This is a genomic window from Streptomyces noursei, assembly GCF_001646665.1.
Taxonomy (GTDB): Bacteria; Actinomycetota; Actinomycetes; order Streptomycetales; family Streptomycetaceae; genus Streptomyces; species Streptomyces lavendulocolor.
This window is the reverse complement of the sequence record NZ_LWBU01000053.1, coordinates 80270-94918: the sequence shown is the minus strand read 5'-3', so window position 1 is coordinate 94918 and position 14649 is coordinate 80270. Positions and strand designations below refer to the sequence as shown.

Annotated in this window: 13 protein-coding genes; 11 read left to right on the top strand and 2 right to left on the bottom strand. The window is 73.9% G+C overall.

Features of this window, described 5'->3' with window-relative positions; translation table 11 throughout:
* The first annotated feature begins 551 nt into the window (after nt 1–551).
* Both A4V12_RS05610 and A4V12_RS05605 read left to right on the top strand, forming a co-directional pair.
* Nucleotides 552–1109, top strand: a complete 558-nt coding sequence (locus tag A4V12_RS05610; RefSeq protein WP_064068130.1) for a sigma-70 family RNA polymerase sigma factor — start codon at nt 552–554, stop codon at nt 1107–1109.
* 39 nt (nt 1110–1148) lie between these two features.
* Entirely contained in the window at nt 1149–1631 is a 483-nt protein-coding gene (locus A4V12_RS05605) for a GNAT family N-acetyltransferase (protein WP_064068090.1), read from the top strand.
* Here A4V12_RS05605 and A4V12_RS05600 read toward each other — a convergent pair.
* Together A4V12_RS05600 and A4V12_RS05595 are read right to left on the bottom strand one after the other, a co-directional pair.
* Nucleotides 1609–2013 (bottom strand): hypothetical protein, encoded by a 405-nt coding sequence (locus tag A4V12_RS05600; protein WP_064068089.1) that lies wholly within the window; start codon nt 2011–2013, stop codon nt 1609–1611. The two genes, A4V12_RS05605 and A4V12_RS05600, sit on opposite strands and share 23 nt — an antisense overlap.
* 1 nt (nt 2014) lies before the next feature.
* The gene (locus A4V12_RS05595) at nt 2015–2374 is read right to left on the bottom strand and encodes a hypothetical protein (protein WP_064068088.1); all 360 of its coding nucleotides are present in this window, start codon (nt 2372–2374) and stop codon (nt 2015–2017) included.
* A 73-nt stretch (nt 2375–2447) separates the two neighbouring features.
* Between A4V12_RS05595 and A4V12_RS05590 the strand changes: the two genes are divergently transcribed.
* The 9 genes from A4V12_RS05590 (at nt 2448) to A4V12_RS05550 (ending at nt 14613) form a co-directional block, all read left to right on the top strand.
* Complete coding sequence (locus A4V12_RS05590; RefSeq protein ID WP_064068129.1) at nt 2448–3104, top strand: HAD family hydrolase; 657 nt, start codon at nt 2448–2450, stop codon at nt 3102–3104.
* 334 nt (nt 3105–3438) lie between these two features.
* The gene (locus A4V12_RS05585) at nt 3439–4536 is read left to right on the top strand and encodes an ATP-binding cassette domain-containing protein (protein ID WP_079136828.1); all 1098 of its coding nucleotides are present in this window, start codon (nt 3439–3441) and stop codon (nt 4534–4536) included.
* A complete protein-coding gene (locus A4V12_RS05580) occupies nt 4533–5201 on the top strand; it encodes a methionine ABC transporter permease (protein WP_064068086.1) in 669 nt (222 codons plus the stop codon). The genes A4V12_RS05585 and A4V12_RS05580 overlap by 4 nt, the downstream gene beginning before the upstream one ends.
* Nucleotides 5202–5269: 68 nt before the next feature.
* Complete coding sequence (locus A4V12_RS05575) at nt 5270–6133, top strand: MetQ/NlpA family ABC transporter substrate-binding protein (protein ID WP_064068085.1); 864 nt, start codon at nt 5270–5272, stop codon at nt 6131–6133.
* 178 nt (nt 6134–6311) lie between these two features.
* A complete protein-coding gene (locus A4V12_RS05570) occupies nt 6312–6959 on the top strand; it encodes a GNAT family N-acetyltransferase (RefSeq protein ID WP_234372084.1) in 648 nt (215 codons plus the stop codon).
* Between the two features lie 63 nt (nt 6960–7022).
* Nucleotides 7023–8231, top strand: coding sequence for a precorrin-6y C5,15-methyltransferase (decarboxylating) subunit CbiE (gene cbiE, locus A4V12_RS05565; protein ID WP_064068084.1), 1209 nt, complete (start codon nt 7023–7025; stop codon nt 8229–8231).
* Between the two features lie 305 nt (nt 8232–8536).
* On the top strand, nt 8537–12184 hold the full coding sequence (cobT, locus tag A4V12_RS05560; RefSeq protein WP_064068083.1) for a nicotinate-nucleotide--dimethylbenzimidazole phosphoribosyltransferase: 3648 nt from the start codon (nt 8537–8539) through the stop codon (nt 12182–12184).
* Between the two features lie 338 nt (nt 12185–12522).
* Complete coding sequence (gene cobA, locus A4V12_RS05555) at nt 12523–13755, top strand: uroporphyrinogen-III C-methyltransferase (protein ID WP_064068082.1); 1233 nt, start codon at nt 12523–12525, stop codon at nt 13753–13755.
* A 39-nt stretch (nt 13756–13794) separates the two neighbouring features.
* The gene (locus A4V12_RS05550; protein ID WP_064068081.1) at nt 13795–14613 is read left to right on the top strand and encodes a TrmH family RNA methyltransferase; all 819 of its coding nucleotides are present in this window, start codon (nt 13795–13797) and stop codon (nt 14611–14613) included.
* Nucleotides 14614–14649: the final 36 nt, after the last annotated feature.

Here is a 14649-nt window from a genome sequence, read left to right as displayed (position 1 = left end):
GGCGCCGCGGGCCAGGCGAGACTTTGCGGACACTCCCTAGCCCCTGACGGCAGCCTCGCCCGGTCCTCCCTGCTCGGCCGCCGGCGGGGCAGGTGCCTGGGCGCCGGCGGTGCGGGTGCCGCCGCGGGTGCGGGGTGGTTGGTGCGGGTGGGGGCGAGCGGTGCGGGTCCCGCCTGCGGGTTCCGGCGCGGGTGCGGGCGGTCGGGGCCGGTGGGTGGGGGCGGGGCCCCTCCGGGCTCGTCTCCTCGGGGCCGGCGGCCCGGGGCTCCGGCACGGGAGCCGTCACGGCGCCGCCGGCCCCTGCGGGGACGACCCTGCACGGCCCCACCCCGGCCGGTGGCAGTCTGCGGCACGTGATGCGACGGGGCGGGTGCGCGGGCCGGTGATCCGGGTCCGCCGTGGGTGCGGGGCGGTCGGTGCCGGCCCGGGCCCCGGCCCGGGGCCGTGACGGCACGTCAGGGGCGTCAGCGTGGCGGGGCCGGCGACCCCCGGACGGGCGGTTTGGGGCCGGGGGCGCAACCGGTGGGCGCCGGGGTTCTGTCATGGCCGGCATGACACCCCCCGAACACGACCGGCCCCGCCCCGCGGAACCCGGCGCCCTCGCCGAGCTCGTCGGCGCCCTCGCCGGCCTGCTCGCCGCCGAGTCGGCGGCCGAGGCCGCTGCCGCCGGCGTCGACCCCGGCGACCTCGAACAGGCCGTGTGGCTCAGGCTCCTGGAGCGCCTCGACGGCGGCCCCGGCGTGCCCCGCCGGCCCGCCGACTGGCTCCGCCGCGCCGTCCGCGCCGAAGTCCGCCGCGCCCGCCGGGCCGTCGTGCGCGAGTTGCCCTACCCGCACGAGCCGGCGTCGGACGCCCAGCCCGAGCACGCCGCGCTCGTCGCCGAACGGCACCGGGCCCTGCGTACCGCCATCGCCCGCACGCCCGTCCACTGCCGGCGTCTGCTCGCTGCGATGCTGTCGCCCAACGACCCCACCTACCGGGAAATCGCAGGAGAGTTGGGTATCTCACAAGGCAGTTTGGGGCCCATGCGTTCCCGTTGCCTGGGATGCCTGCGCAGAATGCTCGCGGCAGAGGTTGCCGCTCCCACGCATCGGGGAAGGGAGCGGTAGACCCACAGGGTGGACCAGGTGAGCCGGAGGCATGCATACATGGGCATGAGCGTGACCATCTCAGCGGCGAGCGCGCAGGACGCGGAACACATCCTCAAGCTGCAGTACCTGTGCTACCAGAGCGAGGCCGAGCTGTACGGCGACTACGGCATCGAGCCCCTCACCCAGTCCCTCGACGACCTGAAGGCCGAACTCGACCGCGGCCACGCCCTGGTCGCCCGGCTCGGCGACGAGGTCATCGCCTCCGTACGCGGCGAGCTGGACGACACCGGCACCGTCACCATCGGCAAGCTCATCGTCCACCCGCGGCTGCGCCGCCACGGGCTCGGCAGCCGCCTCCTCGACGCCATCGAGGAGCACTTCGCCGCCGGCCGGACCCCCGCCGCCAAGCGCTTCCAGCTCCTCACCGGCCACCGCAGCGAAGGCAACCTGCGCCTCTACCGCCGGAAGGGGTACGAAACCGTCGCCACCCGCGAGGCGGGCCCGCGGCTGACGCTCGTCACGCTGGAGAAGGCCGCCTAGCCTTCCGCAGCCACAGGATCCCGGTCACCGGCAGCAGCACCGGGATGAAGACGTACCCGTACCCGTAGTCGGACCACACCGTGGCGTCCGGGAAGGCGCCGGGATCGACCAGCGTCCAGGTACCCACGGTCAGCACGCCCACCAGCTCGGCGGCGCAGCACACCAGCGCCGCCTTGCGGGCCGTCTCGCCGCCCCGGACCAGCGTGTAGGTGATGAACACGTAGACGACGGCCGCCAGCGCCGACAGCGTGTACGCCAGCGGCGCCCGGTCGAACTCCGTCGCGATCTGGAGCACCGACCGCGACACCGCGCCCACCGACATCACGCCGTACAGCCACACCAGCAGCATGCCCGGACCCCGCGCCAGACCGCGCCCCGCCATCTCAGCGCGTCCAGATGTCGTAGAGGCGCACTTCGAGCACCGCCAGCACCAGCGCGCCGGCCGCGACGGTCGCCGAGCCCCAGCGGGTCCGCTCCGCCAGCGACAGGAAACCCGCCGCCGGCACCGCGCACACCGCGCCGATCAGGTACGCGAGGAAGATCGCCGTACCCTCGTCCGCCTCCCCGCCGCCCGCCAGCCGGACGATGCCGACCACCAGCTGCGCGAGGGCCAGCACCGACACCACCGCCATGCCGATGAAGTGCCAGTCCTTCGTCGGCTGGTCGCGGTACGCGGCGAAGCCGCACCAGGCGGCGAGGGCGAGCGCGGCCACGGAGACCGCGACCGTCAGGGCGTCAAGCATGGGCCCGAGACTATTACGGGCCAAAAGACCCGGTGCGACCGCCCCCGGTAGCGGAAACGTAGGCTCCGTGACCATGAGGATCCACGCCGAAGCCCTGCTGTTCGACAACGACGGAACCCTCGTCTCCACGCTGGAATCCGTCCACCGCTGCTGGACCAGGTGGGCCCGGGAGTACGGCATCGCGGCGGACGACTTCGCCCGCGTCGAGCTGCACGGCCGCCCCGCCGTCGAGATCATCACCGAACTGCTGCCCCCCGGCCGGGCCGCCGAGATACCCGCGGCACTGGCCCGGATCGAGCGCCTGGAGATCGAGGACGTGCCCGGCGGCGTGAAAGTGCTGCCCGGCACCGGCGAACTGCTCGCCGCCCTGCCGGCGAACCGCTGGGCCGTCGTCACCTCCGCGACCGGACCGCTCGCCGAGGCCCGGCTGCGCGAGGCCGGCATCGACGCCCCCGTCCTGATCGCCGCCGACGACATCACCCGCGGCAAGCCCGACCCCGAGCCCTATCTGCTCGCCGCCGCGCGCCTCGGCGTCGACCCCGCGCGGTGCGTGGTCTTCGAGGACGCCCCCGCCGGGCTGGCGTCCGGCCGCGCCGCCGGCATGCGGACCGTGGCCTTGGCCACAACACACGACCGGGACCGGCTGGTGGCCGATGTCGTGGTGAGCGACCTGTCCCAGGTGTCCGCCCAGGTCACACCGGACGGAGTGGCGATCGTGGCGTCCCCCTGACCCGGGCCCGGATGTCCGCATGATGTGAAGGAACAGTCCGCTATTCGGACAGCCGCCCGGCCTCCGACAGGGCGTCTGGTTTACTGGCCCGCATGACCACGACGAGCAACCGCACCCTTGCGACCGAGGCGATGACGACGCCCGGTGCTCGTTGTATGTGTCGAATGTGCGCCTTCTGAGGGCCCCTGCCTGAGCCTCGCGCCCCGAAGCGAGACCCGACAGCCACGCCGTGCTCCGTACGCGATCGAACGGAACACGCCTGCCCCGCGCACGCGCCGCTCCCGGCCCACCGGCCGAAACCAGCCGTGCCGCGCGTCGGAACGACGAATGCCCCGTGCCCGGCGGACACCGCGCCGCGCACTCGACAGTGACGGAAACCCCTGTGATCACCACCAAGGGCCTGACCAAGGTCTACGAGTCGCGAGGCCGCCAGGTCACCGCTCTGGACGGCGTCGACCTGCATGTCCGTGAAGGCGAGGTCTTCGGCGTCATCGGACAGAGCGGCGCCGGCAAGTCCTCGCTCATCCGCTGCGTCAACCTCCTGGAGCGCCCCACCTCCGGCACCGTGACGGTCGACGGCACCGACCTCACCGCACTCGCCGGGCGCGGCCGCCGCGCGGGCAAGGACCTGCGCCGGGCGCGCAGCCGCATCGGCATGGTGTTCCAGCACTTCAACCTGCTGTCCTCACGCACCGTCAAGGACAACATCGAGCTCCCGCTGGAGATCCTCGGCGTCGCCGGCGCCGAACGCTCCCGCCGCGCCCTGGAACTCCTCGACCTCGTCGGCCTCGCCGACAAGGCCAAGTCCTACCCGGGCCAGCTCTCCGGCGGCCAGAAGCAGCGCGTGGGCATCGCCCGCGCCCTGGCCGGCAACCCGAAGGTGCTCCTCTCGGACGAGGCCACCAGCGCCCTCGACCCCGAGACCACCCGCTCGATCCTCCAGCTGCTGCGCGACCTCAACCGCCAGCTCGGCCTGACCGTCCTGCTCATCACCCACGAGATGGACGTCGTCAAGCAGATCTGCGACTCCGCCGCCCTGATGAAGAGGGGGCGCGTCGTCGAGTCCGGCACCGTCGCCGAACTGCTCGCCACCCCCGGCTCCGAGCTGGCCCGCGAGCTGTTCCCGGTGACCGGTGACGCCTCCGCCGACGACCGCACGGTCATCGACGTGACGTTCCACGGAGAGGCCGCCACCCAGCCCGTGATCTCCCAGCTCTCCCGCACGTACAACATCGACATCTCGATCCTCGGCGCCGCCATGGACACCGTCGGCGGCAGGCAGATCGGCCGCATGCGCATCGAACTGCCCGGCCGGTACGAGGAGAACGTCGTCCCCGTCGGCTTCCTGCGCGAACAGGGCCTCCAGGTGGAGGTCATCGGCGAGGAACCCCAGCGGCCCGCGCAGGGCCTGGTCAAGGAGATCGCGAAGTGACCTGGGAAGAGATGCGGCCCCTGCTGGAGCAGGGCACCATCGACACGCTCTACATGGTGCTGTGGTCCACCGTCGTCACCGTCATCGGCGGCCTGCCGCTCGGTGTCCTGCTCGTCCTGACCGACAAGGGCGGACTGCTGCAGAACCGGCCGGTGAACAAGGTCATCGGCGCGATCGTGAACATCGGCCGCTCGCTGCCGTTCATCATCCTGCTGGTGGCCCTGATCCCCGTCACCACGCTCGTGGTCGGCACCTTCATCGGCCCCACCGCCATGATCGTGCCGCTCTCCATCGGAGCCATCCCCTTCTTCGCGCGCCTCGTCGAGACCGCGATCCGCGAGGTGGACCACGGACTCGTCGAAGCCGTCCAGTCCATGGGCGGCGGCATACCTACGATCGTCGGCAAGGTACTGCTTCCGCAGGCCCTGCCGTCACTGATCGCCGCGCTGACGACCACCGTGATCACGCTGATCAGCTACTCGGCGCTGGCCGGCGCGGTCGGCGGCGAGGGCCTCGGCTCCAAGGTCATCACCTACGGCTACCAGCGGTTCGAGACCGGCTTCATGCTCATCACCGTCGTGCTGCTGATCGTCATCGTCACGGTCGTCCAGCTCCTCGGCGACCTGGCCGTACGCCTCCTCGCCCGCCGGGGCCGCACCGCCTGAACCCCCTGAAGAACAGCCCGCACTCCTTGTCCGGGCGTTGTCCGCACCACCAGAAAGAGGCACTTTTCGTGCGTAAGAACATCAAGCTCACCGGCGCCTTCGCCACCATCACCGCCCTCGCCCTCGGCCTCACCGCCTGCGGCACGGCCTCCGACCCGTCCTCCTCCAAGGGCGGCTCGGGCAAGGCCGACGCGTCCGCGCCGCTGGTCGTCGCCGCGTCCCCGACGCCGCACGCCGACATCCTGACCTTCGTCAAGGACAACCTCGCCGAGAAGGCCGGCCTCAAGCTGGAGGTGAAGGAGTTCACGGACTACGTCCTGCCCAACACCGCCACCCAGAGCGGCCAGGTCGACGCCAACTACTTCCAGCACAAGCCGTACCTGGACGACTTCAACAAGAAGAACAAGACGACCATCGTCCCGGTCGTCAACGTCCACCTTGAGCCCCTCGGCCTCTACTCCAAGAAGCTCAAGTCCCTCAAGGACCTCAAGGCCGGGCAGACCGTCGCCGTCCCCAACGACACCACCAACGGCGGCCGCGCCCTCAAGCTCCTCGCCGACAACGGCGTCATCACCCTCAAGGACGGCGTCGGAGCCAACGGCAAGCTCTCCGACATCAAGGACAAGAAGGGCCTGGAGTTCAAGGAGCTGGAGGCCGCCACCGTGCCCCGCGCCCTGAACGACGTCGACGCCGCCGTCATCAACGGCAACTACGCCATCGAGGCCAAGCTCAGCCCCGCCAAGGACGCCCTGGCGCTGGAGAAGGCCGAGGGCAACCCGTACGCCAACTTCCTCGCCGTCAGGAAGGGCGACGAGAAGGACGCGCGCGTGCAGAAGCTCGCCGAGCTCCTCAACTCGCCCGAGGTGAAGAAGTACATCGAGGACACCTACAAGGACGGCTCCATCGTCTCCGCCTTCGGAGCGGTCAAGTAACCCTCGCCGCACGGCCCCCGGCCCCGCGCACCCCCTTCCGGTGCGCGGGGCCGCGCCATGTCGACGCATCGACGAGTCGACGTATCCGTATCGACGAATCCGTACCGACCCGGCCATGCGCACAACCGGCTGCATGCTGCATGCTGTGCGTTCACGGCCTTTACGGACGGTCCCCGGCATGGAGCTGCGCATGACTACCACCTTTCCGGACATCTCCATCAGCACGGAACGGTTGGTGCTGCGCCCCTACGAGGACGCGGACATCCCCGCGCACCTGGAGATGATGAACGACGAGATGGTCGTCGCCTGGACCTCCGCCCCCCACCCCTACACCGCGGCACACGCCGAGGACTGGGTCCGCAGGATCGCCCCCGCGGAACGCACCGAGGGCCGCGGCGTCGTCCTCGCCGTCACCGAGTTCCTCACCCAGCGCCTCGTCGGAATCATCCACCTCCGGAACACCAACTGGCGCACCCGCGCCACCGAAGTCGCCTACGTCACCGCCCCCTGGGCACGCGGCGAGGGATACGCCACCGAATCCGTCCTCGCCGTCGCCCAATGGCTCTTCCGCGACCAGCACTTCGAACGCCTGGAACTGCGCACCGCCGCCGACAACACCGCCTCCCAGCAGGTCGCCCAGAAGATCGGCTGCATCAGCGAGGGCGTCCTGCGCAACGCCTGGATAGCGCGCACCCAGACCGAGGACGGAGGCTGGACCGACATCCGCACCGACCTGATCGTCTGGAGCCTCCTCCCCGAGGACCTGGAAGGCGCCGCCGACCAGCTCGCCGACGCCGGCTACTCCTCGTTCACCGACTGGAACTGAGACCCGGTACGCTCACCAGCACTCCACTCGACCCCCCACCGACACTCCAGGAGACAGACGAAGATGGCCGACCGGGTCACGGTGATCGGCTGGGACGGTTCGCCCCTCACCACGGCCGCCAGGTCCGCCCTCTCGGCCGCCACCCTGGTGGCCGGAGCCGGCCACCACCTGGCACTCCCGGAGATCCCGCCCGCCGCCGAACGCGTCCGCCTCGGCAGCGTCGACCTCGCCGCCCGCCGCATCGCCGGCCACCGCGGCACCGCCGTGGTCCTCGCCGACGGCGACCCCGGCTTCTTCGGCGTCGTCCGCACCCTGCGCGCACCCCAGCACGGCCTCGAGGTCGAAGTGGTGCCCGCCGTCTCCTCCGTCGCCGCCGCCTTCGCCCGCGCCGGCATGCCCTGGGACGACGCCCAGGTCGTCGTCGCCCACACCCGTACCCTGCGCCGCGCCGTCAATGTGTGCCGTGCCCACCCGAAGGTCGCCGTGCTGACCTCCCCGGGCGCCGGCCCGGCCGAACTCGCCCTCCTCCTCGACGACGTGCACCGCACCTTCGTCATCTGCGAGGAACTCGGCACCGAACGCGAGCAGGTCACCGTCCTCACCTCCGACAAGGTCGCCGACCACACCTGGCGCGACCCCAACGTCGTCATCGTCATCGGCGGCACCGGCGCCACCCAGGGGGGCGGCGGATGGCTGATGGGCCGGGACCCCGGGTCGGTACGCGGCTGGGGGCTGCCCGCGCACACCTACGGCGGTGACCTCGGCACCGGCGAGTCGGACGGCCTCCGCTCCGCCCAGCTCGCCCGCCTCGGCCCGCGCTCCGGCGACCTCGTGTGGGACATCGGCTGCGGCGCGGGCGCGCTCGCCGTCGAGGCCGCCCGCTTCGGAGCGGCCGTGATCGCGGTCGACGAGGACCCGGCCGCCTGCGCCCGCACCGAGGCCGCCGCACGCCACTTCGGCGTCCAGGTCCAGACGGTGGCCGGACGCGCGCCGCACGTCCTGGAGCGGCTGCCCGAACCCGACGTCGTCCGCGTCGGCGGCGGGGGAGCGGCGGTCGTCACCGCCTGCGCGGACCGCCGCCCCGAACGGATCGTCGCGCACGCCACCACCCGCGACGACGCCGAGGCCATCGGCGGGGCCCTGAAGGAGGGCGGGTACGTGGTCGAGTGCGCCCTCCTGCAGTCCGTCGACCTCGACCCCGGCACCTGGACGGAACGCGACCGCTCCGTCGTCTTCCTGCTCTCCGGGCACCGGCCCGCACCCTCCCCGTGACCATGTCACTACGGGACGGCAGGTAGGCTGGCCGATCGTTGTACGGCGGCCGGGCGGTCGGCGAGGGATCGTCGATGTCCGGAAAAAAGGGACCCGAGAGGGCACCCGGCGCGGTACGGCGTCACCGGGGGGTTGCGCAACGTGGCGCAGTCCACAGCCGACGGCGGCGGATCCCGCTGCCACGGCGGCAGAAGGCCGCGACAATACGTGATGTCCGCGTGCCGTTCGTGCCGCGCGGCGCGCATGCTCGTTCTTGTTTGCGGGCGACGGTCTGAAGGAGCACAACCGATGGGCGAGGGGTACGCATGACTGACACCGGCCAGGTCCCGGGCGAGGGGCAGCCGGAGAACGCAGGCATGGTGGAGCAGCCGGGCATCCCCGCTCCGGGCGCGTACACCTTCCTGGACCCCTCCGAGAACACCGCCGAGGACGACGACCTGCTGCTGATGCCCGGATCCCAGGGGGCCTGGAGCGAGCCGCACGCCGGCGTCGCGCCGGCGCCGGCCGCCACGGCCGTGCCCCCGACGGTTCCGCCGGCGGTGGACCCGGTGGGCGCGGCGGTCATCGCCGAGCAGCAGGCCCAGCAGCTCCAGCAGGCGCAGCAGCAGGCCGGGTACGACCCGGCGGCGCAGGCGCCGGTGGGGCACGAGGCGGCCGCTGCCGGCTACGAGCCGGTGGCGCACGAGGCGGGCTCCTACGAGCAGACGGCCTATGAGCAGGTCGCGTACGAGCAGGCGGCGTACGAACAGGCCGCCTACGAGCCCGCCGCCCAGCAGCCCGCCTTCCAGGAGCCCGCGGTGCAGGACGCCGCGGTGCACGAGCCCGGTGCCGAGGCGCACGGGCCCGTGGCACCGGAGCAGGCCGTGCCCGGGACCGGGGCACACGCGCAGGTCGCGGCGGAGCCGGTGGCGACGCAGGAGCCCGCCCCGCAGGAGCCGGTCGCGCACGAGGCCGTGGTCCATGAGGCCGGCGCCCACGAGGCGGGTGGCCGTGACTCCGGCTCGGTCGACCTGTCCGGCGTACGGCTGCCCGAGCCGGCCCCGGCCGCCGCTCCCGAACCCGCGCAGGCCCCGGCGCCCGCGCCGGCCGCCGCGACGGCACGCCGCCCGCTCCACATGGGCCCGCCCGTCCCCGACACCTCCGGCGGGGTCGTCCGCTCGCTCGCCGACCGCGGGCCCGCGAACCCCGGCCCGGCGACCTCCGGCGGCCTGGAGTACCTGGACGTGCCGCGCGAGGAGCCGGTGTCCGTGCCGGCCGGCCCGCAGCTCGGGGAACTGCCGCCGCAGAGCGCGGAGCCGTGGTCCCCGCAGCCACAGGGGCCTCTGGTGACGCCTCCTGCCACAGCAGAAACGGTCGTTCCGGACCAGGCGCCCGCGCCCGTCGGGCAGTTCGTCCCGGTCGAGGGCTCCGTCCCGACCGCACCGCACCTCGCCCCGACCGTGCCCGCCGCCGCCCCGCAGGCCGCCGCCGAGCCGGCTCCCGAGCCCGCCCCGGAGGCCGTCGACGCGGCCGTGCCGCCCGTGCCCGACGCCGTCACCGTTCCGGCGCCGCGCGACGGCGGTGCCCCGGCCGTGGCGGAGCCGGTCCAGCAGCCCGCACCGGCCGCCGAGGCCCCGGCTCCCGAGGCCCCGGCTCCCGAGGCCCCGGCACCCGAGGCCCCGGCACCCGAGCCCGTCGCGCAGGAGCCGGTCGCCTCCGAGCCGGTGGCCGCCGCCGAGCCGGCCGGGGCCCCCGCCGAGCCGGCGGCCCCGGAAGCCGTCGCCGCCGAACCGGTCGCCGACGCAGCCGTGGCCGAGCAGCCGGCACCCGCCGAGCAGCCGACGGCCGAGCCCGTGGCCCCCGCACCGGCGCCCGAGCAGCCGGCGCCCGCCGAGACCGCCGCTCCGGAGGCGCACGCCCCCGAGCCGGTGGCCGAGCAGCCGGCACCCGCCGACGAGGCCCCGGCCGCCGAGCCCGTGGCCGAGGAGGCCCCGGCCGCCGAGCAGCCCGTGGCCGAGCAGCCCGTGGCCGCCGAGCCCCAGCCCGAGACCGTGGCCGCGCCGGAGCAGCCCGAGGCACCGGAGGCGCAGGCCCCCGAGGAGCCCCCCGCCCCGGAGACGGCGACCGCCGCGGAGGTCACCCCGGCCCCGGACTCCACCACGGCCGCCCCGGACACCACGGACGCCCCCGACACGCCGGAAACCCCGGAGGCCGCCGAGGCCCCCGAGGCCGCCGTCCAGGGCGCCCCGGCCCCCGCCTACGACGACGTCGAGCGCGAGGCCGTGCTCCGCGTCATGCGCGAGCGCCGCGACATCCGCAACGGCTTCCGCAGCGACCCCATCCCGCACGAGGTCCTCCTCCGGGTCCTCGAAGCCGCCCACACGGCACCCTCCGTGGGCCACTCGCAGCCCTGGGACTTCGTCGTCATCCGCTCCGCCGAGACGCGGCGCTCGATGCACGAACTCGCCCAGCGCCAGCGCGAGGCGTACGCGAAGTCGCTGCCCAAGGGCCGGGCCAAGCAGTTCAAGGAACTGAAGATCGAGGCCATCCTCGACACCCCGGTCAACATCGTGGTCACCGCCGACCCGACCCGCGGCGGCCGGCACACCCTGGGCCGCCACACGCAGCCGCAGATGGCCCCGTACTCCTCCGCCCTCGCCGTCGAGAACCTGTGGCTCGCCGCCCGTGCCGAGGGCCTCGGTGTCGGCTGGGTCAGCTTCTTCGACGAGCGCGAGATGGTCCGCGCCCTCGGCCTGCCCGAGCACCTGGAAGTCGTCGCGTACCTCTGCGTGGGATACGTCGACGAGTTCCCCGAGGAGCCCGAGCTGATGCAGGCCGGCTGGTCCAAGCGCCGCCCGCTGTCGTGGGTGGTCCACGAGGAGACGTACGGCCGCCGCGCCCTGCCCGGCGAGGAGCCGCACGACCTGCTCCAGGAGACCGTCTCCAACATCCGCCCCCTCGACGCCAAGGCGCTGGGCGAGGCGTGGGAGCGGCAGAAGCGCATGACCAAGCCCGCCGGCGCGCTCGGCATGCTGGAGATCATCTCCGCCCAGCTCTCCGGGCTGTCCCGGATGTGCCCGCCGCCCATCCCCGAGCCCGCCGCCGTCGCGATCTTCGCCGGCGACCACGGCGTGCACGCCCAGGGCGTCACCGCCTGGCCCCAGGAGGTGACGGCCCAGATGGTCGCCAACTTCCTCGGCGGCGGCGCGGTCTGCAACGCGTTCGCCAACCAGGTGGGCGCCGAGGTCTGCGTGATCGACGTCGGCGTCGCCGGCGACCTGCCCGCCACCCCCGGCCTCCTGCCGCGCAAGGTGCGCCCCGGCACCGCCGACTTCACCACCGGTCCCGCCCTCAGCCGCGAGGACGTCCTCGCGGCCGTCGAGGTCGGCATCGAGACGGCCCGCGACCTGGTGGCGGCCGGCAACAAGGCGCTGCTCACCGGTGAGATGGGCATCGCCAACACCACCACGTCCGCCGCGCTGATCTCCGTCTACACCGACGTCGACCCGGCGGAGGTCACCGGCCGGGGCACCGGCATCAACGACGAGATGCACGCCCGCAAGGTGGACGTCGTACGGCGCGGACTGGACCTGCACCGGCCCGACCCGGCCGACCCCATCGGCGTCCTCTCCGCCGTCGGCGGCCTGGAGCACGCGGCCCTCGTCGGCTTCATCCTGGGCGGCGCCTCGCTGCGCACGCCGGTCGTCCTCGACGGCGTCAGCGCCGGGGCCGCGGCCCTGGTGGCCCGGGCCATCGCCCCCGAGGCGCTGGCGGCCTGCATCGCCGGCCACCGCAGCGCGGAACCGGGACACGTGGCGGCCCTCAACAAGCTGGGCCTGCGCCCCCTGGTGGACCTCGACCTCCGCCTGGGCGAGGGCACCGGCGCGCTGCTGGCCCTCCCGGTGATCCAGAGCGCGGCCAGGGCGATGCACGAGGTGGCGACCTTCGACTCGGCCGGCGTCACCGAGAAGTAGCCGCCCGGGCGGCGGGCACGCGGGTGCGGGGGGCAGCAGGTCCCCGCACCCGGGCACCGGCCGGTACCCGCCACCCGCGCGGCGCGTCACCGGTGGGCGGCGCCTCCGCGGACCCGGAGCGCCGCCGCCCTCCCGCAGCACCCCCGCACCGGAACCCGGTCCGGCACGGCGACCGGCCGGACCCCGCGCCCCCGGGGCCACCGCCCCTGCCCGCTCGGCGGGGCGCACCGTATCGTGGTCGCAGCGTCCCCAGCGCCGCGCCCCCCGCCCCACCAGCCGCTTCACCGTCGCAGCGGCTCCGCACACCGCACCACGCCTCGCCGAGGAGCCGCACCGCCATGGCCGAGAACGCCGAGCACCCCGCCTACCCCGTCGGACTGCGCCTGACCGGTCGCCGCGTCGTCGTCATCGGCGGCGGCCAGGTCGCCCAGCGCCGCCTCCCCGCCCTCATCGCGGCCGGCGCCGACATCACGCTGATCTCCCCGTCCGCGACGCCGTCCGTCGAGGCCATGGCGGAGGCCGGCGAGATCACCTGGACGAAGCGCCGGTACGAGGACGGGGACCTGGCCGACGCCTGGTACGTCCTGGTCGCCGCCACCGACCCCGAGGCCAACGCCCGCGCCTCCGCCGAGGCCGAACGGAACCGTACCTGGTGCGTACGCTCCGACGACGCCGAGGCGGCCACCGCCTGGACCCCCGCGACCGGGCGCAGCGAAGGCGTCACCGTCGCCGTCCTCACCGGCCACGACCCCCGCCGCTCCGCCGCCGTGCGGGACGCCATCGTCGAGGGGCTGCGCGACGGCTCCCTCGTGGCACCGCACCACCGCGACCGCACGCCCTCCGTCGCCCTGGTCGGCGGCGGCCCCGGCGACCCCGACCTGATCACCGTGCGCGGCCGCCGCCTGCTCGCCGAGGCCGACGTGGTGATCGCCGACCGTCTCGGCCCCCGCGACCTGCTCGACGAACTGCCCCCGCACGTCGAGGTGATCGACGCGGCGAAGATCCCGTACGGCCGGTTCATGGCCCAGGAGGCCATCAACAACGCCCTCATCGAGCACGCCAAGGCCGGCAAGTCCGTGGTGCGCCTCAAGGGCGGTGACCCGTTCGTCTTCGGCCGGGGCATGGAGGAGGCGCAGGCGCTCGCCGAGGCGGGCATCGCCTGCACGGTCGTGCCCGGCATCTCCAGCTCGATCAGCGTCCCCGGAGCGGCCGGCATCCCCGTCACCCACCGGGGCGTGGCGCACGAGTTCACCGTGGTCAGCGGCCATGTCGCGCCCGACGACCCGCGCTCGCTCGTCGACTGGGCGTCGCTCGCCAAGCTGACCGGCACTCTCGTCGTCCTGATGGGCGTCGACAAGATCGGGGCGATCGCCGAAGCGCTGATGGCGCACGGCAAGGCCCCGGACACCCCGCTCGCCCTGGTGCAGGAGGGCACGACCTCCTCCCAGCGGCGCGTCGACGCCACCCTCGCCACGGTGGCCGAGCGGGTCGCCGCCGAGGACGTCCGCCCGCCCGCCGTGATCGTCATCGGCCCGGTCGTCGCCGAGGGCCCCCACAAGAGCACCCCGTAACCCCGCCGGCATCCCCACACCGACAAGGCGAACCACCCCGTGGCCGAACTCCTCACCATCGACGACCCCGACGACCCGCGCCTGCACGACTACACCGGTCTGACCGACGTCGAACTGCGCCGCAGGCGCGAGCCCGCCGAGGGCCTGTTCATCGCCGAGGGCGAGAAGGTCATCCGCCGCGCCCTGCAGGCCGGGTACGCGATGCGCTCCATGCTGCTGTCCGCCAAGTGGGTCGACACCATGCGGGACGTCATCGACGAGGTCCCGGCGCCCGTCTACACCGTGGCGCCGGACCTCGCCGAACGCGTCACCGGCTACCACGTGCACCGGGGCGCCCTCGCCTCGATGCAGCGCAAGCCGCTGCCCGCGGCGGACGAACTGCTCACCGGCGCCCGCCGGGTGGTCGTCATGGAGGGCGTCAACGACCACACCAACATCGGCGCCATCTTCCGCAGCGCCGCCGCCCTCGGCATGGACGCCGTCCTGCTGTCGCCGGACTGCGCCGACCCGCTGTACCGCCGGTCGGTGAAGGTCTCCATGGGCGCCGTCTTCTCCGTCCCGTACGCCCGCCTCGACACCTGGCCCCGCGGGCTGGACGCGGTGCGGGACGCGGGCTTCCGGCTGCTCGCCCTGACACCCCACGAGAAGGCCACCGGCATCGACGAGGCCGCCCCGCACCGCCTGGAGCGGGTCGCCCTGATGCTGGGCGCGGAGGGCGACGGCCTCACCACCAAGGCACTGAGGGCGGCCGACGAGTGGGTCCGCATCCCGATGGCCCACGGCGTCGACTCGCTCAACGTGGGAGCCGCGGCCGCCGTCGCCTTCTACGCGGTGGCCACCGGACGCCCGGAGTCCTGACCGGCCGCGCCTTCCGGACCCGGGCCCGGAAGGCGG

What these genes read in the sequence shown, in the direction of transcription:
- A4V12_RS05610 (WP_064068130.1), top strand. Translation starts at nt 552, where the DNA reads ATGACACCCCCCGAACACGACCGGCCCCGCCCCGCGGAACCCGGCGCC.
- A4V12_RS05605 (WP_064068090.1), top strand. Translation starts at nt 1,149, where the DNA reads ATGGGCATGAGCGTGACCATCTCAGCGGCGAGCGCGCAGGACGCGGAA.
- A4V12_RS05600 (WP_064068089.1), bottom strand. Translation starts at nt 2,013, where the DNA reads ATGGCGGGGCGCGGTCTGGCGCGGGGTCCGGGCATGCTGCTGGTGTGG.
- A4V12_RS05595 (WP_064068088.1), bottom strand. Translation starts at nt 2,374, where the DNA reads ATGCTTGACGCCCTGACGGTCGCGGTCTCCGTGGCCGCGCTCGCCCTC.
- A4V12_RS05590 (WP_064068129.1), top strand. Translation starts at nt 2,448, where the DNA reads ATGAGGATCCACGCCGAAGCCCTGCTGTTCGACAACGACGGAACCCTC.
- A4V12_RS05570 (WP_234372084.1), top strand. Translation starts at nt 6,312, where the DNA reads ATGGAGCTGCGCATGACTACCACCTTTCCGGACATCTCCATCAGCACG.
- cbiE (WP_064068084.1), top strand. Translation starts at nt 7,023, where the DNA reads ATGGCCGACCGGGTCACGGTGATCGGCTGGGACGGTTCGCCCCTCACC.
- cobT (WP_064068083.1), top strand. Translation starts at nt 8,537, where the DNA reads ATGACTGACACCGGCCAGGTCCCGGGCGAGGGGCAGCCGGAGAACGCA.
- cobA (WP_064068082.1), top strand. Translation starts at nt 12,523, where the DNA reads ATGGCCGAGAACGCCGAGCACCCCGCCTACCCCGTCGGACTGCGCCTG.